General features: G+C 63.9%; 16 protein-coding genes. 14 read left to right on the forward strand and 2 right to left on the reverse strand.

What is annotated here, in order from left to right; genetic code table 11:
- Positions 1-89 precede the first annotated feature (89 nt).
- The 9 genes from CTB96_RS08295 (at position 90) to CTB96_RS08335 (ending at position 10,646) form a co-directional block, all read left to right on the forward strand.
- Positions 90-1,535, forward strand: coding sequence for a tyrosine-protein kinase domain-containing protein (locus CTB96_RS08295; protein WP_110126461.1), 1,446 nt, complete (start codon positions 90-92; stop codon positions 1,533-1,535).
- Positions 1,532-2,170, forward strand: a complete 639-nt coding sequence (locus CTB96_RS08300; RefSeq protein WP_146215771.1) for an arsenate reductase/protein-tyrosine-phosphatase family protein — start codon at positions 1,532-1,534, stop codon at positions 2,168-2,170. The genes CTB96_RS08295 and CTB96_RS08300 overlap by 4 nt, the downstream gene beginning before the upstream one ends.
- A 1,001-nt stretch (positions 2,171-3,171) precedes the next feature.
- On the forward strand, positions 3,172-4,656 hold the full coding sequence (locus CTB96_RS08305; RefSeq protein ID WP_248283283.1) for a sugar transferase: 1,485 nt from the start codon (positions 3,172-3,174) through the stop codon (positions 4,654-4,656).
- 88 nt (positions 4,657-4,744) lie between these two features.
- The gene (locus CTB96_RS08310) at positions 4,745-5,974 is read left to right on the forward strand and encodes an oligosaccharide flippase family protein (protein WP_181397195.1); all 1,230 of its coding nucleotides are present in this window, start codon (positions 4,745-4,747) and stop codon (positions 5,972-5,974) included.
- Positions 5,971-7,095: a polysaccharide pyruvyl transferase family protein gene (locus CTB96_RS08315; RefSeq protein WP_110126465.1), complete on the forward strand. Its 1,125-nt coding sequence runs from the start codon at positions 5,971-5,973 to the stop codon at positions 7,093-7,095. The genes CTB96_RS08310 and CTB96_RS08315 overlap by 4 nt, the downstream gene beginning before the upstream one ends.
- 74 nt (positions 7,096-7,169) lie before the next feature.
- Positions 7,170-8,222: a glycosyltransferase family 4 protein gene (locus CTB96_RS08320; RefSeq protein ID WP_181397196.1), complete on the forward strand. Its 1,053-nt coding sequence runs from the start codon at positions 7,170-7,172 to the stop codon at positions 8,220-8,222.
- A gap of 59 nt (positions 8,223-8,281) precedes the next feature.
- Positions 8,282-9,349, forward strand: coding sequence for a glycosyltransferase family 4 protein (locus CTB96_RS08325; RefSeq protein ID WP_146215772.1), 1,068 nt, complete (start codon positions 8,282-8,284; stop codon positions 9,347-9,349).
- Between the two features lie 23 nt (positions 9,350-9,372).
- Entirely contained in the window at positions 9,373-10,281 is a 909-nt protein-coding gene (locus CTB96_RS08330) for a polysaccharide pyruvyl transferase family protein (protein ID WP_181397197.1), read from the forward strand.
- Positions 10,278-10,646 carry a hypothetical protein gene (locus CTB96_RS08335; protein WP_110126469.1) on the forward strand — a complete coding sequence of 123 codons (369 nt, stop codon included), beginning with the start codon at positions 10,278-10,280 and terminating at the stop codon, positions 10,644-10,646. Before CTB96_RS08330 ends, CTB96_RS08335 begins: the two co-directional genes overlap by 4 nt.
- 117 nt (positions 10,647-10,763) lie before the next feature.
- On the opposite strand, the gene CTB96_RS08340 is transcribed toward CTB96_RS08335, so the two are convergent.
- Positions 10,764-11,903 (reverse strand): glycosyltransferase, encoded by a 1,140-nt coding sequence (locus CTB96_RS08340; protein ID WP_110126470.1) that lies wholly within the window; start codon positions 11,901-11,903, stop codon positions 10,764-10,766.
- Between the two features lie 39 nt (positions 11,904-11,942).
- Positions 11,943-12,524 (reverse strand): LbetaH domain-containing protein, encoded by a 582-nt coding sequence (locus CTB96_RS08345; RefSeq protein WP_248283284.1) that lies wholly within the window; start codon positions 12,522-12,524, stop codon positions 11,943-11,945.
- A 267-nt stretch (positions 12,525-12,791) separates the two neighbouring features.
- On the opposite strand from CTB96_RS08345, the gene CTB96_RS08350 reads away from it, so the two are divergent.
- From CTB96_RS08350 to CTB96_RS08370, 5 genes are all read left to right on the forward strand, one after another.
- Positions 12,792-14,132 (forward strand): glycosyltransferase family 4 protein, encoded by a 1,341-nt coding sequence (locus CTB96_RS08350; RefSeq protein ID WP_248283285.1) that lies wholly within the window; start codon positions 12,792-12,794, stop codon positions 14,130-14,132.
- A 129-nt stretch (positions 14,133-14,261) separates the two neighbouring features.
- Positions 14,262-15,293, forward strand: a complete 1,032-nt coding sequence (gene gmd / locus CTB96_RS08355) for a GDP-mannose 4,6-dehydratase (RefSeq protein WP_110126471.1) — start codon at positions 14,262-14,264, stop codon at positions 15,291-15,293.
- A gap of 2 nt (positions 15,294-15,295) precedes the next feature.
- Positions 15,296-16,291: a GDP-L-fucose synthase family protein gene (locus CTB96_RS08360; protein WP_110126472.1), complete on the forward strand. Its 996-nt coding sequence runs from the start codon at positions 15,296-15,298 to the stop codon at positions 16,289-16,291.
- 3 nt (positions 16,292-16,294) lie between these two features.
- Positions 16,295-18,103: a DUF4012 domain-containing protein gene (locus CTB96_RS08365; RefSeq protein ID WP_146215773.1), complete on the forward strand. Its 1,809-nt coding sequence runs from the start codon at positions 16,295-16,297 to the stop codon at positions 18,101-18,103.
- 98 nt (positions 18,104-18,201) lie between these two features.
- Positions 18,202-18,762 (forward strand): sortase, encoded by a 561-nt coding sequence (locus tag CTB96_RS08370; RefSeq protein WP_110126474.1) that lies wholly within the window; start codon positions 18,202-18,204, stop codon positions 18,760-18,762.
- Positions 18,763-18,776 lie beyond the last annotated feature (14 nt).

Raw genomic sequence — 18,776 nt, forward strand, 5'->3', positions numbered from 1 at the left:
CCGATGGCAAACGCGACGCAATCGTATGGCACCATAAGTGGGGGCGCAGGTATTCGGCCTCGAAATGCACCTCAAAGAAAGGCCGCTGAGTGGAACTTCGCGACTATATCCGGATCCTGCGCAAGAGCTGGGTGCTCATCGTCTTGTTCACCCTGGTTGGGGTCGGGGCTGCCGCTGCGTATTCCCTCACGCTGACCCCCAAGTACAGCGCGACCGCGAAGGTCTTCGTCTCCACTCAGGGCGCGGGCACTACGAGCGAACTTCAACAGGGCAGCAGCTTCACGATTCAGCGGGTCAAGACCTACTCCAGCCTTGTGAGCACCCCAATTGTTCTGCTTCCGGTCATCGGAACGCTAGAGCTCGGCATTACGAGTGACCAACTAGCCAGGCGCGTCACCGCCTCCGCTCCCGCGGATACGTCAATCATCGACATCACGGTAACCGATACCGACCCGGTGCGCGCTGCCGATACGGCAAATGCCGTGTCCCAGAGCCTCACTGCTGTCGTCGAAGATATTGAGGCGCCCGACGCCATTGACGCCGTTTCTCCGGTGAAACTCACCCGCGCTCAGGAAGCAACAGTCTCAGCGACACCGGTGAGCCCGAATGTACCGCTCAACATAGTGCTCGGGACCCTCATCGGACTGGCGCTCGGTGTCGGTATCGCGGTGCTCCGCGAAACGCTGGAAACCCGCATTCGAAACGAACACGATGTCGAGGGGATAACTGACGTCCCGATTCTCGGGGGCATCGTCTTCGACCCCCGGGCCCGTGATCGGCCGCTCATCGTGCATGTGGATCCCCGCAGCCCGCGCGCCGAGTCATTCCGCACCCTTCGCACCAACCTCCAGTTCCTCGATCTCGGCCGCACCGACCGCAGCTTCGTAGTCACCTCCTCTATTGAGAGCGAGGGCAAGAGCACCACCGGCGCCAACCTGGCCATCGCACTGGCAGATGCCGGGTCCCGGGTGCTCCTGATCGACGCCGACCTACGTCGTCCCAAGGTCGCGGAGTATATGGGAGTGGAGGGCGCCGCAGGGCTCACTGACTTGCTCATCGGCCGCGCCGAACTCGACGACCTGATCCAGCCGTGGGGCAAAGGGCAGTTGTTCGTTCTCCCGGCAGGTCAGATCCCACCGAACCCGAGCGAACTCCTCGGCTCTGCTCGAATGGGGCACTTCATCGAAGAGTTCAACCGGATGTTCGATGTCGTGATTTACGACACCCCGCCGCTCTTGCCCGTCACCGATGCAGCCATCCTGGCCAAGAACGTGGGCGGCGCGATTATCGTCGTGGCCGCCGGCCGTACGCACAAGAACCAGCTCAAGGGCGCGATTTCCGCGCTCGGCAATGTTGGCGCCCCGGTTTCCGGTCTGGTGCTCACGATGCTCCCGACCAAGGGCCCGGATGCCTATGGCTACGGCAGATACGGCTACGGCTACGGCTACGGCTACGGTGACGACGTTGCCGCAGCATCAAAGACCATCGCGAAGCCGGCGCGCGCCCGCGTGAGGAAGAGCAAGGTCAGCAGTTGACCTCACCTGCACGTACTGGAGAAGCGCCGTTCAGGGTGCTGGTCGTGTGCACCGGCAACATCTGCCGGTCGCCCATGGCCGAACAGCTCCTGCGTGCCCGTCTGGTCGAGCTGGGCATCCCGGCGGAAGTGTCCAGCGCCGGTAGCCGTGCCATGGTGGGTGACGCTATGACCCCGGAGGCCGCGGCTGTGTCGCGTCGGCACGGCGGAGGTGACGGTGCTCACGTAGCCCAGCAACTCACCGAGCAGCTCGTGTCTTCTGCGGATCTAGTGCTCACAGCGTCACGTGAGCACCGAAGTGCCGTCGTGGGGTTGCACCCGCGAGCGGCGCGGTACAGCTATACATTGAATCAATTCGCACGTCTTCTCGAGCCACTCGACAATGAGGCTGATGGCGCGGATGGCTCGCTGACCGGCAACGACGCTCAAGCTGCGTCGCCCATGCGTCTGCGAGCGCTGGTGACTGAGGTGGCGGCCACCCGAGGGTTTTCCCCACCGCCCGCGCATCCCGCTGATGACGACATTGAGGACCCGTACCGCCGGCCGGCCGAGGTGTACGACCGGGTGGGCGATCTAGTCGACAACGCCGTGACGACAATCGCCGATGCATTCGCGGCTGCGATTCGCCGAAATTAGCCGGATGGCCAGCTCCATGCGTCGCGTTCCACGAGATTCATCACGCCTGCGGCCGTGGGCGGTCCTCGCCGTAGCCGCCTTCTTGGTGGTTGATTCGATACTACTTTTGAGCTTGTTCGGATCGCCATCTTCAACTCCGGTGACAGATCCGGCGGCGAGTCAGGCATCCACGCCGCTGCCCGTGATCAACGCAACTCCAACTCCATCAGCTGCCACAAATGTCGTGGTCACAGCTGCGCCGCCCGCCCGGATGCTCTCAGCGCTCGATGACAGCACCGCATGGCGTGCTAACACTGGTTCTTGTCCGGCCACGCCGGCCAGCCCTGAGGTCAGCACGGACGGTGGTGCAACCTGGACCACGACGGACGCGACGGGGACTGCCGAGGTCGTGGCACCACAGACTTTGCGCGTTCTCGACAGCACAACAGTCGAGATGGTGGCCCTCGACGAGATCAACTGCACACCGGAATACATCAAGACGTTCGTGGGTGGAGCAGACTACGCCCGGTACCCCGATCAGTTGGCAGCCAGGTGGTATGTCGACCCGGCGAATCGGTCGAGCGTGCACGCCCCCAATGGAAATGTTCCTGTCCCGTGCAATTCAGTGGCTTCCTTGGCAGCTGAGTCAAGCACCGGCGACTCAGCCGCGGTCCTGTGCGCAGATCAGACCGTGATTCGTACGACCGACGCCGGGCAAACCTGGTCACAATCTGTCTCAGTCCCTGGCGCAGTTAATCTGGGCGTAACCCAAATGGGGTACGTTATAGCCACGGTCGGTCTCCCGGAATGTGCGGGAGTGCAGCTGATCGCCCTGTCGGATGAAGCAGCTTCGCCCACCCCGACAGGCTGTCTCCAGGTAGCCACTCCATCGGAGACCTTGCCTGGCAATGTCGCCGTGTCTGAAGCCGCCGGCACACTCTGGGTGTGGGTCGGTGACGAGGTAAAGCGATCACTGGATGAGGGCGCAACGTGGGATTAACCATTGTTGTGCTGGGGGGAACATGAGCAAGACTGAGGCTTCTGCCGGACTCGCTGATACAACCAGGCCTGGGGTGCATCGGACCTGGCGCGACACCTATGCGACCCGGCTCGCCGTGACCGACTTCCTGGTGCTCATCTGGGTGGTTTTCGGAGTACAGATCGCCTGGTTCGGAGTGACAACTTCCGATATTCAGTTCCGCGGCCGGTTCAATGAGGTTGCGGTCAGTTACACCGTGTTCTCCGTCTCGATCATCGCCGCCTGGATGCTGATCCTCGGCATCTACGGAAGCCGAGGGTACCGGGTTCTGGGTACTGGTCCGCAGGAGTACAAGCAGGTCGCGGATGCCACGGTGCGTCTGTTCGGCCTGGTCGCCATCATCTCCTTTTTGTTCCATGTGGACATTGCGCGCGGCTACATCCTGATGGCCTTTCCGATCGGTCTCGGCGTTCTCATGCTCTCGCGGTGGATGTGGCGGCAGTGGCTGGGTGTGCAGCGCCTCGGCGGTCGATTTTCGTCGCGCGTGCTGCTGGTCGGCTCGGAAGCATCGGCCACTCACTTGGCGCGCGAACTCGCGCGCCAGCCTGCGGCCGGCTACTTGGTCGTGGGCGCGTGCATTCCGAGTGGATTCATTGCCGACTACTTGCCCGGTACCAGGATCCCGGTCTTCAGCAACGTCCAGAAGCTCCAGGCGGCCATGGCGGCCGTCAACGCCGACACTGTCGTCGTCACCAGCAGCGATGAGTTGCCCCCCGACCGCATGCGTGAACTGAGTTGGAGTCTGGAGCCGGGCCGTCAACACCTGGTGGTGGCACCCAGCCTCACCGACATCGGCGGTCCACGCATCCACACACGGCCGGTCGCCGGCCTTCCCCTCATCCACGTGGAGACCCCTCGTTACGAGGGAATGAAGCTGTACACCAAGCGCGGGTTCGACCTCCTGGGCAGTTCCTTGCTTATCCTCTGTCTCTCACCCTTCTTGGCCATCATCGCGATCGCGATCCGGTTGAGCACCCCAGGAAGCGTGCTATTCCGGCAGGACCGCGTGGGGATCAACGGCCATCACTTCAACATGCTCAAGTTCCGCTCGATGGTCACGGATGCTGAAGCGCAGCTGGCCGAGCTTCAGGACCTGTCGGAAGGCAATGCCGTCATGTTCAAGATGAAGGACGATCCCCGCATCACGCCCATCGGCAAGTTTCTTCGCCGGTTCAGCCTGGACGAACTCCCGCAGCTGTTCAACGTTTTCGGCGGGACCATGTCGCTCGTCGGCCCGCGTCCGCCGCTCGAGAGGGAGGTGTCGGAGTACGAGAATCACGTGCACCGCCGGTTCTTGGTCAAGCCCGGCATCACCGGTCTTTGGCAGGTGAGCGGCCGGTCGAATTTGTCGTGGGAAGACACCGTTCGCCTTGACCTCTACTACGTGGAGAACTGGTCGATGACTGGTGACATCACTATTCTCTGGCGCACGGCAAAGGCCGTGCTGGCGCGCGAGGGCGCGTATTAGCGCGGGTGGTCCGGAGGGGCCGTTGCCCGCAAACGGCGTTCAGAGCGCCAGTGATCGTCCCACCCCCACCGAGTCGAAGGAAACCCACGTGAGCACTACGCGTCGTTACCGTGTGGGTGGTCAGTTCGCATGGGTGTCTGGCGGCCGCATTCTCGCCGCGCTTATTCAGGCATTGATCATGCTGGTTCTCGTTCGAGCGGTTTCCCCGGCAGAATTCGGCTTCTTTGCCGCGGTTTATGGAGTGCTGACCGTCGTACAGACCTTCTTCGACTTCGGCCTGCCGACACTCGTCGTGCGCGAACGCGCCAAGAAGGCGAATCCAGCCCTCGTGACGGCCGCGCTGCACTTGAACAATGGGCTTTCGCTCGCCATGGGCATGATGTTGGTCGTGGTCATCGGACTCCTGGGGTTCGTTGTCGACCCGCAGTTCTTCTTGCTCCTGCCGCTCGGGGTGTGGGCCGCGGCCGAAAGGAACGCCGATGCCTGGCTCGGAGTGATCTTTGCCGATGGCGACGCCCGGATCAACACGACGAACCTGGTGAGCCGGCGGATCGGCAACCTGGCATTGTTCAGCGTGCTCATCTTCTCGACCGGCATCGACCCGGTCCTTGCTTTCGGAGTGTCATCGGCTGTGGCGGCCTGTGCGTCATGGGTGTTCGCCCATCTGTACGTCAGAACCAGACTCGCACCGGCAGAACGCATCTCACCCACTGTTCTCATGAGGATGTCCTATCCCTATTGGATCAACTCGGTCGCCACCCAGGCGCGCAACCTTGACGCGACCATCATCGGCTTTGTCGCAGGCACCGCGCAGGCCGGCTTTTACGCCGCGGCGGCCCGGCTGACGAGTCCGCTTCGAATCCTTCCCACGTCCCTCGCCTCGGTGCTGCTGCCAGCCTCCGCCACGCGAAATTCAAGCAACATGCGTGGCCTTCTGAGGCTCGTCGCCTATGTCGTCGGGGGTATGGCCGCCTTCTACCTGGTTCTGGGACTTGCCGTTCCGTTCGTCGTTCCGGTGGTCCTCGGTGAGGCCTACGCGGGCGCGATACCGGCGCTGCAGATCACTGCGGTCGGCCTGGTCTTTGCGGCGGCGGCGTCCCTGCTCGGGTCCCTCCTCCAGGGCGTGGGGCTCAAACACTATGTCGCCGGTACCGCGGTTTTGACAACTGTCGTGTGCCTCGCAGGGGTGGGGATCGGTGGCTTCCTCTGGGGCGCGATCGGGGCGGCCGCCGGGCTCGCATTCTCCTACCTGATCCAGAGCATTGTTCTGGTTACCCGCTTGACGACCTTCATTCTTCGAAAGGAGCCGAACCGATGAGAGCATCCGCGACCCGGCTGTCCGCCAAACCAAGCCGCACCGTCTTCTACAGTGTCGCCGCTCAATGGGACAACCTGGGCGACATCGAAATCCGGAACGCCGCACTTGGGTGGGTCCGCGAGACCTCGGCCGACGTCATCGCCTATTCGGGCTCGATGCCGCCCGCATACCTGGCGGCGTTCGACTCGGACGAGAAGGTACGCTTCGTGTCCAGTCCGGTGCGTTACCAGGCACTGTTGTGGTCACATTTGCTGCGCCGGCGGGCGTCGATCGTATTCGCTCCCGGCCCGCAGGTCTTCGGTCCGAGCGCCAAGGCGATCGGCAAATCCTTGGTCAACCTCATCAACGTCGCCGCCGTCCGCGCGTCGGGCGGAGCTGTCCTGGCTGTCGGCCGCTCGCTCCGCGGGCGTGGCGGTCTCGCCCGACGGGTCGAGGCCGTAGTCGTGTCGGTCTTCCACCTCTATGTGGTGCGCGACACCCGCTCGGCAGAAGTCCTCGGAGAAGACCTCGTCAACGCGCCCGATCTCGCTTTCGCTCACGACTTCGGTGAATCCAATGCCGCGGGGGCCCGGACGGACGTCGTGATCTCGTTGCGAGGCGACCGGCCCGTCGGTGTGGAGGGCTTGCGGAAGGTTGTCGGGCACCTGCGATCGCAGGGGCTGAATCCCGTGTTCGTTACGCAGGTCAAGCGTGATGACGATCAACATCGTGACCTCGGCCACTCCTTGAACATACCCACCGTGCTGTGGGAGGACCACACCCACCTGGAGCAGCTCGAGCGAGCCCGTGGGGCGTACGCCCATGCGGGAGTTGTTCTGAGTAATCGCCTGCACGCCCTCATCTTCGGCATCCAGCACGGCGCCTCCCCGATCGCGGTCCTCGACCTGGCGTCAGACAAGCTCACCTCCACGTTGCGGCCGTGGGTCGAGCTGCGGGTGACCAACCCCGATTTTGATCGATTGGATGATTCGGAGTGGCCCAGCGTGGAAATCCTCCCGCCGGTCGGTCAGGTGGAGGCCGAGGCCGAGCGAGCCCGCGTCGCGTTAGCTGATGTCGAGCGCCAATTCTTGCGCCTACTCGACACGAGCAAGAATGTCTCACTGGCCGAGGCCACGGTATGAGCCGTTCGCAGAGAACGCTGGTGGCCATTACTCAGCCCTACGTGCCTGGTTACCGGGTGCCGCTCTGGGCCAGGGTGGTCGACAATCTGAAGAGTGAGGGTGTGGAGTGCCGCGTCTTCTTTGGCGGAGATGCCGAACAGTTGCGCATCCGGGCCGGCCGCGGCGACGGCGTCGAGACCGAGTGGGCCACGCAGGTTCCGACCCGAACCGTGACCCTGCATCGTCGGTTGCCCAAGCTCATTCACCGCAAGCTGCCTCGGCGCTGGCGTGCGCGTCGCGTTCTGCTGGTCACCGAGATGCAGGTTTCCAACGTCAATGCCTGGGTGGCCATAGCGACGGGCCGTCGCATCGTGACCCTCGGTCATGGCTCGTCAGACACCACTGAGCAGAACCGTCTCGCGACGGTGCTTGAGAATCAACTCAACCGGTGGGCCGACCATGTTCTCACCTACACCGACCGCGGTCGCAGGCACGTCATCGACGTCGGCCGGGTCAGGGAAAACCGGGTGACGGCGTTCCGCAACGCCACCGACACCGTGCGCTTGCGCGCCGCATTGGCGGGGGTGACTTCGGAGGCAGAGGCAGAATTTCGGCAGCACCACGGGATCCCCGACGACGCCATCATCGATCTCTATCTGGGCGCACTCAATCGGCACAAAAACATCGACCTGCTTGCGGGGGCCGCCAAGATCGTGTTCGCCGCGGATCCTCGACGGTGGCTTGTCGTTGCCGGCTGGGGAGAGGATGCGGCGCTCATGGAAGCGCTCGCTTCGGAAACGGGGCGGGTTGTGCTTCTGGGGCAGGCGTCGCCCGCAGACTACGCTCCGGCGGCCACTCAGGCCGGGGTTCTCTTGAACCCTGGCCGGGTGGGCCTGGTCGCTGTGGACGCGCTGATCATGGGCCTGCCCATCCTCACGACATCCGCCAGCGCGCACGCCCCGGAATTCGATTACCTGCGACCCGGAATCGACGTCGTCGAGACTGCGCCGACGACCGCGGCCTTCGCCGACGGCTGGCTTACCGGTGCGATCGAGATTGAGACTCCTCCGCCGAATGTGCCATCCGTCGAGGCGGCCGCAGACATCATCAGCGGAGTGATCCTGAACCAGCTGGCGGTTCGGCGGTGAGCGGCGGTGCGCAGCGTGTGCTGCACTACTACGCCAGGTACCTCGAGCATCCGTCGGGCGTGACGGACTCGCTCAACCACTGGGCGGAAGCGTCCCTCGCGGCCGGAGACGACGTCTCGATCCTGGCCGCAACACCCAACGGCGGCGACCGGAACGAGTTCGCGCTGAACGGAGTGGTGCGGACCATCGCACACTGGGGAAAAGGACGCGGTACCTGGATCCCGACCGGCCTCCTGAGGGAGCTCCGCCGCGGCGACCTCCTCGTTCTCCATGAGGGTTGGGTGCTCAGCAACGTTGTGGCCGGCGCGATCGCCCGTTTGCGCAAGGCCGAGGTAGTGGTGATGCCGCACGGCGTGTACGAGAAGCAGATCATCGAACACCAGCGTGACGTCCTCGGGATTCGTGCGCGCATGGAGCGTTGGTTGCTTCGGCAGGCCAGCGCCGTGCATGTCTTCTACGCTGGCGAGCAAGAGGTCGTCAAGCGATTTGAACCATCGGTCACCCGTTTCATCACCGTGCCCAACGGCACGATGCCCGTGGCTGACGACGCCCTGTGGACCGGGACGGGTGACTATTTCTTGTGGATCGGCCGGTTCGATCTCTTCCACAAGGGGATCGACAATCTGCTCGAGTATTGGGCCCGGCTGCCTCAACCGCGTCCCAATCTGCGATTGGTCGGGCCGGACTTCCAGAGCGGTCGCGCCGCGGCAGAGGCCCTGGTCCTGAAGTTGGGGCTGGCCGAGAGCGTTCACATTCGAGGCCGTGTCACCGGCGCGGAAAAAGACGAGTTGCTCGCCGAATGTCTGGCGTACGTGCACCCCTCCCGGTGGGAATCCTGCAGCATCATGCTGCTCGAAGCCGCCGCAGCCGGAGTGCCCAGCCTGATCTCCGACAGCATCCATGCCGCCGGGGAACTCGTTCCCCGCAACGTGCTTCGATCGGTTGATTTCACCGACATCACCGTCGATGGCAAAGCAACATTGGATTCGGTGTCCAGAAACCGGGAGCTGGCCGCCAGCGCCCGCGACTGGGCCGCCACCGAAGCACGTTGGCCCCAGGTCGGAACCCACATGGTCGAGGCGCACACCGCCCTCGGCTTGCGTAAACAAGGAGGATCACGCCGATGAGCGTTGTAGTAGTAGACCCCGGCATGACGTCGACCAACCTGGGCGACCAGATCATCTCAGACGCAGTTCACCGCGAGTTCGTGACTCCGCTGAGCAGTTCAACGGACGTCGAAGTCATCCCGATGCACGGACCGCTGTCCGATGCATCGCGCGATGCATTGCGTGCCGCTGACGAGGTCGTGGTCTGCGGAACCAACCTGCTGTCAAACCACATGCGTTTCCGCACCAGCTGGGAGTGGGACCGCGCCGATATCGAACTTGCGAAGGGCAAGTTGACGGTCTTCGGCGCCGGATGGTGGCAATACCAGGTCGGTTCGATCGATCCCGTAAGTGCGCGCTGGATGAAGGCAATGTCCGGCGGGCGAACGTGGGGCGTCAGGGACGCCTACTCGGCCAAACGCTTGGCGGCGGCGGGTGTGGCCTCAGCGCACATCTCCTGTCCCACTCTCTGGAGGGTCCGCGAGCAGCCTTTGCCGTCAACGCAAAAGCGGATCATCGCCACCTTCACCGACTACAACCAGGACCCGCTCGCCGACCGGCGGCTGATGGACCTGCTCGAGGCCCGGTATGAAGTGCTCTACTGGCCGCAGGGCCCGGGCGACCGCCGCTATATCGAGTCGATCTCGCCAACCACGCCCACCTTCATAGATGCCAGCCTTGCCGCCTTCGACCACGAGCTGAAGCAGCCGGACACGGCCTATGTCGGGCTCCGGCTGCACGGCGGCATTCGGGCGCTTCAGTTCGGTGTGCCCAGCCTGATCCTCAGCATCGACAACCGTGCCAGGGAGATCAGCAAATCGGTCGGGCTGACCGCGCCGTCCAGGCACGCCTTCCGCGACATCGAGCAGGCGCTCGATGGCCAGCCCCCCGTGAGTATCGGGCTTCCCACTGACGCAATCTCCTCCTGGACCAAGAACTGGAACCTCGCATGAGCAAGCCAACGACCACCCGCACCTCGAGTTCCGTCCTGGCGTGCGCGGTGCCGCGCACCTGGTCTCTGGCCACTAGCAGCGCCACCACACTCCGAGACCTGTCCGCGTTCGACTTCGTGCTGGTCTTCAACGCTGACCAGTACCACGACGTCCTCCGGGAGTCGGGTCAGCCGATCCTCATCACCCGTGACTTCAGCGTCACAGACCGGCGTGGCAAGCTGCGTCTGCGCTTGGGCCGCCTCATCGAACCGTGGCGCCTGCGACGCACGCTGCTCAATGAAGGGGTGACGCGACTCACCATCGTGCCAGGACCTGGAGCGCTCGCCTACCGGGTCGCTGCCGTTCTCGGTCACGTTCCTGCATAGGCCGCCATCGCGGCCGGATGCCTCGTGAGGCCCGACACGTCGAGCGTGCAGAGCGTCTGCGGGCGCGGCGTATCAGGCCCTATATAAGAGGTACGCGAGGCATCCGGTCTTCGGGGCTTATTTTGCCTGATGTACAGGCGCCGTTACTGCAGCCTCGTAGTGCTCAGCCAATAGTCTGGCGACGGAGTCGATCGAGAAATCTCGCTTGATGAGTTCGCGACCGTTGTCGCCCATGCGTCGTGCCAGACCGGTGTCGGTCAGCAACGAATGCATCGCCTGGTTGAGGCTCGCCTGACTGGCATCAATGACAATCCCGGCCTCAGCAGCCTCTACGAAGGGCGCCAGCCCGCATGAATCGGTGATGATGACCGGCAGGCCAACGGATAGCGCCTCGAGGACCGACATCGGGAAGGGTTCGTCGACGGAGGGCAGAACGTAGACGCTGGCCGAGCGCATTCGCTCCACGGTCTCCTCTGGCGGCAAGGCGCCGCTCCAACGAATGCGATCTCCATAGGGCGATGCCTTGATGCTGTCTTGTACGGCTCTGCCTTCGCCCTCATCCGGTCCCACTAACGCGAATTCCACGTCGTGTGACTGAGCGGCGATATGCAGGGCGGCTTCGACGAAATACAGGGGGCGCTTGCGCTTCTGTAGGCGCGCCAGAAACAACGCCTCCCGGCGCCCGGTCGGGTTGGAATCAAGCGGCTTCGACTCGGGGACTCCGTTGGGGATCCGGCTGACCGCAAGCTGTGAACCGCCGACTTGAGTGAGGTCCTGTTCTTCGCGGGGGGTGAGGGAGAGAATGCGGCGTGCAGCGCGCAAGACCGGACGGGTCAGGAAGGCGTCGAGGGGGCGCGCGAGCAGTTTGTCGCTCGGGTCGATCATGCCGTGACACTGCAGCACGTACGGCACTCCCGCGCGTCGGACGAGCTCGGCAGCCGGCAAGGTGACGAGGTCGCGGGCTAGGTGGATGTGCCAGATGTCGAACTGGTGTGCCTCCCGTCGGACGGCGCGAAGAAGACCGGGCGACGACATCCCTGCGAATCCCGCTTTGGGGATTGCCTGCACCGTCGGGAAGAGCCGTACGGGCACCTCGTCGATTTCGGTCGGCGGGATGCTGAACCCCCGTGTGCCCGCGAAAACCGTCACATCGTGGCCCAACGCGATCAGGGCCTTGGCCTGGTTGACGGCCACACGCACCGGGCCGCCGTAGGCGCCTTCCGGAGTGACGACGGTAACGATCTGGGCTATGCGCACGGGGGCCTCATCAGGGAGTGGTTGTCAGGGACGGCGGGATCAAGTGAAGCGGAGTCCAAGCGGCCCCGGCTTGTCGGTAGCGCCCCAGATTGTGTTTTCCGGTACGACGCCAGCCACGGTTGTGCCGGGCTGGATGAGGGCAGACGACCCGATTTCGCTTCCGCCGAGCACGATGCAGCGCGATGTCACCCAGGCGCCGTCGCCGACCCTGATCGGGCGGGTGATCAATGCCATGTCGCGTCGGTGCGCATGGCTGCCGGTGGTCAGGAAAGTCTCTTGTGACAGCACGACATCGCTGCCGATGAAGATGTGGTCCTGATTGTGGAACCACACACCCTCGCCTATCCAGGAACGGTCGCCGACGTGCAATTTCCAGGGAAACTTGACCCGGGTGCGGGGCCGAAAGATGACACCCTCGCCGATCTCAGCACCGAACATGCGGAGGGCACGGATGCGCAGGGAAGAGCTGATCTGCCAGGCGTTAGTGACCAGAAGCAGTTCCACAATCGCCCACAGGTAAACCTGCACTTTCGGCTTGTCCCAGGCTGCTTTCTCGCCCGGCGCGTCAGCCAGGTTGATCACCCGAACGTCGTCCGATCGACTTGTTGCCTTGAATCCCACGGAGTCCTCCCCAATTACACGTCCACTCACATTGTGTCGCCTCTGTGCCCCGTCTGGGGTGCACGGGGTGCAACGGTGGTGGTTTTAACGTGCCGGAAACCCGCAATTTACCGTCCCGACGTCCCTCCATTGGGGACGGGCCGTTCGCATGGCTAGGCTGAGATCTCAAACCGCGACTGTCACCCGGATGGGTGTGACCCGATTGGGGACCGCGGACGAACGACTTCGATCCATTTGGGGGAATCTCGTGAAAATCAGCCTCTCCGGGTGCGTGTCGCCCCCGGCGCGCCACCCCGTGATCAAGGAAGCACCACCACAGTGACCCGTGTCGACATTGCGCAGCCATCCATCGGTGAAGCCGGAAACCATGCACTGAAGGTGCTCGTCATCGGACTGAACTACGCCCCAGAGACAACGGGCATCTCGCCGTACACCAGCGCATTCGCGCGCGGTCTCGCCCACCGCGACGTGAAGGTGTCTGCCCTCACGGCGCATCCGCACTACCCCGAATGGAAGATCCACGATGGGTATGGTCGATGGACGGTCTCCGACATCATCGACGGGGTGCCGGTCACCCGCTTGCGACATTACGTGCCCGCCAATCCGGGTGGCGTCAACCGGCTGGTGTCGGAGCTCTCCTTCGGCTTTCGGCTCCTGTTCGCGCGGTGGGGGCGCCCGGATGTTGTCGTCATGGTCTCCCCGGCGCTGTTTTCCACGGCCATCGCAATGCTCCGTGCCCGACTTGGTTTCAACCGGCCTGTTGTGAACGTGTGGGTGCAGGACATCTACAGCCTCGGTATTACTGAGACCGGGATGGGGAACGGGCCCGTGGCGAAGCTCATCACCTGGGTTGAAAAGACCACCCTCAAAGCCGCGTCAGGTGTTGTAGTGATCCACGACCGCTTCGGCGAGCACCTGAGTCGGCGCCTCGGCGTCGACCCGGCACGCATCGAGGTTGTGCGCAACTGGACCCATCTGGACGCGGCCGCTCCGACGGACGTTGCCGCTACCCGGGCTCACCACCGATGGCCGGATGATGAAACTGTCGTGCTGCACGCCGGCAACATGGGTGTGAAGCAGGGTCTTGAGAACGTTGTGCACGCGGCCCGCCTCGCCGACGAACAAAACCTCCCAGTGCGCTTCGTGCTGATGGGGAACGGTAGTCAGCGTGATGAACTCCAGGCCATGGGTTCGGCCATCACGCGGCTTCAGTTCATCGGATCCCTTGACGACGCGGGATTCCAGGCTGCGCTTGCAGCTGCAGACGTGCTGCTCGTGAACGAGAAGCCCGGTGTGTCCGAGATGGCAGTGCCCAGCAAGCTCACGTCGTACTTCAACGCCGCCCGCCCTGTCATTGGGGCCACCGACCCGGAGGGGCTCACCGCCAGCGAGATCGAAGCGGCCGGCGGCGGCAGGATTGTGCTGGCCGGCGACCCTCAGGCGCTCCTGGACGCGGCCCTCGCTCTCGGTTCTGATCCTGACCTCGCCCGCACCTTGGGCGAGAGCGGGTTCAGGTACCGCACCGACGTACTCGGTGAGACTGCGGCCATCGACAAGTTCACGAGCTGGCTACGCAGGCTCGTGACCCGCACCAGCACTCGCCGATGACACATTCGGGTACCCCCCGTTTGCGTCACCGCATCCGAATCCATATGCTCAGCCTTGTAGCGAAACAGCCCGGCATCGACGACGGACGTCATGTCCGATCGCTGTTGCCCGACACCCTTGGGGGATCAATTGACTAAGCGCGCGCTCATCACCGGAATCACCGGTCAGGACGGTTCCTACCTGGCTGAGCTTCTGCTCGCCAAGGGCTACGAGGTGCACGGTTTGATCCGTCGCGCGTCGACCTTCAATACCTCCCGCATCGACCACCTCTACGTGGACCCGCACGACCCGACCGCCAAGCTGTTCCTGCACTACGGTGACCTCTCGGACGGCTCCCGGCTGGTCACCTTGCTGGCCGAGATTCAGCCCGACGAGGTCTACAACCTGGCGGCGCAGTCGCACGTGCGGGTGTCGTTCGACGAGCCTGAGCACACCGGCGACACCACCGGCATGGGCACCATCCGGCTGCTCGAGGCTGTGCGCATGGCCGGCATCCACCCGCGGTTCTACCAAGCGTCGAGCTCAGAGATGTTCGGGGCAACCCCGCCGCCGCAGAACGAAGAAACCCCGTTCTACCCGCGCTCCCCGTACGGCGCGGCGAAGGTCTACTCCTACTGGGTGACCAAGAACTACCGTGAGGCGTACGACATGTTCGCAGTCAACGGCATCCTGTTCAACCACGAGTCGCCTCGTCGTGGCGAGACGTTCGTGACGCGCAAGATCACCCGCGCTGTCGCGGCGATCAAGGCCGGCACGCAGGAGCACGTGTACCTGGGCAACCTGGACTCGATCCGGGACTGGGGTTACGCCGCCGAATACGTCGAGGGCATGTGGCGGATGCTGCAGGCCGACGAGCCCGACGACTTCGTGCTCGCCACCGGTGGCAACTTCACCGTGCGGGACTTCGTGGAGACCTCCTTCAGCCACGCCGGACTCGACTGGGAAGAGCACGTGCGTTTCGACGAGCGTTACCTGCGCCCGACCGAGGTTGATGCGCTGGTCGGGGACGCCTCCAAGGCGCAGGACAAGCTGGGCTGGAAGGCCGAGGTCGACACCGCCGAACTGGCCCGGATCATGGTCGACGCCGACATTGCGGCGTTGGAGCACTCGGGTCGTCCCTGGATCGACGAGGTCAAGCTGACCAGCTGGGGAACCAAGTAGCCATGACCGACCCTCTCGTTGACGACCGCGACCAAGTCGACTTCACCCCGGCGGCCCTGGACCGGGACGCCCGGTTCTACGTCGCCGGGCACCGCGGCCTCGTCGGCTCCGCCATTTGGCGGCGCCTGGAAGCGGAAGGCTTCACCGACGTCGTCGGTCGCAGCTCGGCCGAGCTGGACCTCAAAGACCGCGACGCGGTATTCGCGTTTTTCGCCGAGACCACACCGCGGTACGTCGTGCTCGCCGCGGCGAAGGTCGGCGGCATCCTGGCCAACAGCACCTACCCGGTGGACTTCCTCAGCGATAACCTGCGCATCCAGGTGAACGTGCTCGACGCGGCGTTGAAGTATGGCGTCGAGCGGGTACTGTTCCTCGGTTCGTCGTGCATCTACCCGCGGCTGGCCGCGCAACCGATCCGCGAGGATACGTTGCTGACCGGCCACCTCGAGCCCACCAACGACGCGTACGCGATCGCGAAGATCGCCGGCATTCTGCAGATCCAAGCGATCCGCCGCCAGTACGGACTGCCGTGGATCTCGGCGATGCCGACGAACCTGTACGGACCGGGCGACAATTTCTCGCCCAAGGGATCGCACGTGCTGCCGGCATTGATTCGCCGCTACGACGAGGCCGCGCAATCCGGTGCGGGCAGTGTCACAAACTGGGGCACCGGCACGCCCAGGCGGGAGTTCCTGCACGTGGACGACATGGCCGAGGCCTGCCTACACCTGCTCGAGAACTACGACGGACCCGAGCAGGTGAACGTGGGCACCGGCACCGACGTCACCATTCGCGAGATCGCGGAGACCATCGGCCGGGTCGTGGGTTTCACCGGCGAGACCGAGTGGGACACCGACAAGCCCGATGGCACGCCGCAGAAACTCCTTGACGTGAGCAAGCTCGCCGACGCCGGCTGGACGGCGAAGATCGGCCTCGAAGAGGGCCTGCGCAGCACCGTGCAGTGGTACCGGGACCACGCGCACAGCCTGCGAGAGTAGGCGATGGAACCCACTCCCGCAACACGACCGCGCGGACGTGCCCGGCAGCGTGCCCGTAATGGCCGCAAGAGGGCCGTGTTGTCCGCGGTGGTAGTGGTGCTCGTGCTGGCGGTGGGACTGGTTGCGTGGGTGGGCGTGCGGGCGGCACTCGCGCGCGGCGAACTGGAATCGGCAATACCCCTGGCAGGCACCATGCAGCGTCAGGTGGTCGCGGGCGATGGTGAGGCGGCGCGGGCCACGGGCCTGGAGCTGGCTGAGCGTGCCTCCTCCGCTGCCACTCTCACCAGCGACCCGGTCTGGCGTGCGTTCGAGGGGATTCCCGCCCTGGGCCGCAACCTTGCGGTCGTGCGGCAGCTAGCGGGCGTCGTCGACGACCTGGCCAGAGATGGCATCTCGCCACTGGCCGATGTGGCGGGCGGAATATCGGTTGATGACTTCCGACCGGTCGACGGTGTGATTGACGTACAACCGTTGGTCGACGCGCAGCCCGCGATCGCGGCTGCCGCGGCAGCAATCCTGACCGCCCAGGACCATATCAGCGCCATCGATACAGACGACACTCTCAGCGAGGTGTCTGGCGCCGTCGGGCGGCTCGGTTCCGCGGTCGATGAAGCCGCGTTGTCTATCGACGCGGTTGATAAGGCGGTGCGCATCATTCCGGCGATGTTGGGTGCGAGTGGTCCGCGAAACTACGCAGTACTGTTTCAAAATCCCGCTGAGCTGCGGTCGACTGGTGGGATTGTAGGTGCCGTGGCCTTGATCCACACGGAGAACGGCGTACTCCAGCTCACTCAGCAGGCACCTGGTGCGAGCTTCCTCAGGAAGTCGCAGTCGGTTCTCGAGCTGCCAGGAGACACACGAAATCTGTATAGCGACAGAACCGGCCAGTACATGCTCAACGTAGGGCTCACGCCCAATTTTCCGCTATCCGCCCGGCTCGCCCAGGAGATGTGGCGCCTGCAATTCGGGGTGCAGGTTGACGGCGTCCTGTCGATTGACCCGGTCGCCCTGGGTTACATCCTTGCTGCAACCGGGCCGATCACCCTTCCCAGCGGGGACGTTCTCAACTCAGACAATGCGGTCAGTCTGCTCCTCACCGATGTCTATCAGCGGTATTCGGAGCCTTCCGATCAGGATGCATTCTTTGCTTCTGCTGCGGTTGCAGTGTTCTCGGCCGTTGCCGGCGGCGATGTCGACCCGGTCAAACTGATCACGGCACTGGGCCAGGCCGGAAATGAGCGTCGGGTGTTGGTGTGGAGCGCGGCAGAAGCAGAGCAAGCCGTGTTGGCGCCTACTACCCTCGCTGGAGCACTGCCCGTCAGTGACACGACTACGCAGCGCTTCGGGCTGTACCTGAACGATGCGACCGGCGCCAAGATGGGCACGTACCTTGCGGTCGACACGAGCGTTGGTCAGGCGAGTTGCCGCGCCGATAGGCGCCCGAACTATTCGGTGGAGGTCACACTCACCAACACGGCACCGGCCGACGCAGCCACCGTCCTACCGAGATATGTGACCGGTGGGGGAGAGTACGGGGTGGCACCCGGAAACGTGAAAACCATAGTTTCCGCTTACGCCGCACCAGCTCTGCAGAATCTGGGACTCACTCAGGACGGCCAGAAGGTGCCGTATCTACCCGCAACCGACGACGGCTACCAGGTAAGCGCGCTCACCGTGGATCTGGCACCCGGCCAGAGCACAGTCGTGCGCTACAACTGGCTGGGACCGGAGTCATTCAGCGGTGACATTGAGTTGCAAATGACACCCGTAATTCACAGAAATGAAACAAACAAACTGGATATCAGCTGTTAACGTCCCCTAGTGTGGGGGTAGCCCCTTTTGGGGGCCAGCTTCATTCGAAGCAAAGCCAGTGTCGGCAAATTCATTGCACATCAGCAGGGGGTACCTCCATGTTCAAAAAGTCCTTAGCGGCAATCGCTCTCGCGGTTCTCGCAATTTTCGCAGTTCCGGCCGCGGCTAACGCCGCCGGCTACGTTCCGGTCGGCAACATCACCGTCTCCGGTGCTGTTACTCCCGGTAGCGTCGTCACCGTCAGCTTCACCGACGGGTCCTTCACCCCGGGCGAAGACGTTTCCTTCACTCTTACCGGTGAGAACGCAGTCGGCGCCACTCTCGCGACCTTCAAGTCCGTCGTGAACTCGCAGAGCCTCGTAAAGACCGCGAGCGACACCGGCGCGGTCTCGCTCGACGTGAAGCTCCCGACCGATGCGACCGGTACCTACACGGTCACCGCAACCGGCCTCACCTCCGGCACCGTTGGTACCGCGTCGCTCACCGTCGGTTCGGCTGACGCCGGTACCGGTTCATCTGACTCGGCTGCAGGCGGCCTCGCCAGCACCGGTTACAACACCCCGATGCTCGCCATCTGGGGTGCAGCCGGCGCGCTGCTCCTCGGTGTTGCACTGGTCGTCGTGCTCGGCGTCGTTCGCCGCCAGCGCGCAACCGCCTAACTCACATCCCGAGT

Origin of the sequence: Cryobacterium arcticum, from assembly GCF_003185895.1 — a bacterium.
GTDB lineage: Bacteria > Actinomycetota > Actinomycetes > Actinomycetales > Microbacteriaceae > Cryobacterium > Cryobacterium arcticum.

What these genes read in the sequence shown, in the direction of transcription:
- CTB96_RS08305 (WP_248283283.1), top strand. Translation starts at nt 3,172, where the DNA reads ATGAGCAAGACTGAGGCTTCTGCCGGACTCGCTGATACAACCAGGCCT.
- CTB96_RS08315 (WP_110126465.1), top strand. Translation starts at nt 5,971, where the DNA reads ATGAGAGCATCCGCGACCCGGCTGTCCGCCAAACCAAGCCGCACCGTC.
- CTB96_RS08330 (WP_181397197.1), top strand. Translation starts at nt 9,373, where the DNA reads ATGACGTCGACCAACCTGGGCGACCAGATCATCTCAGACGCAGTTCAC.
- CTB96_RS08335 (WP_110126469.1), top strand. Translation starts at nt 10,278, where the DNA reads ATGAGCAAGCCAACGACCACCCGCACCTCGAGTTCCGTCCTGGCGTGC.
- CTB96_RS08360 (WP_110126472.1), top strand. Translation starts at nt 15,296, where the DNA reads ATGACCGACCCTCTCGTTGACGACCGCGACCAAGTCGACTTCACCCCG.
- CTB96_RS08365 (WP_146215773.1), top strand. Translation starts at nt 16,295, where the DNA reads ATGGAACCCACTCCCGCAACACGACCGCGCGGACGTGCCCGGCAGCGT.
- CTB96_RS08370 (WP_110126474.1), top strand. Translation starts at nt 18,202, where the DNA reads ATGTTCAAAAAGTCCTTAGCGGCAATCGCTCTCGCGGTTCTCGCAATT.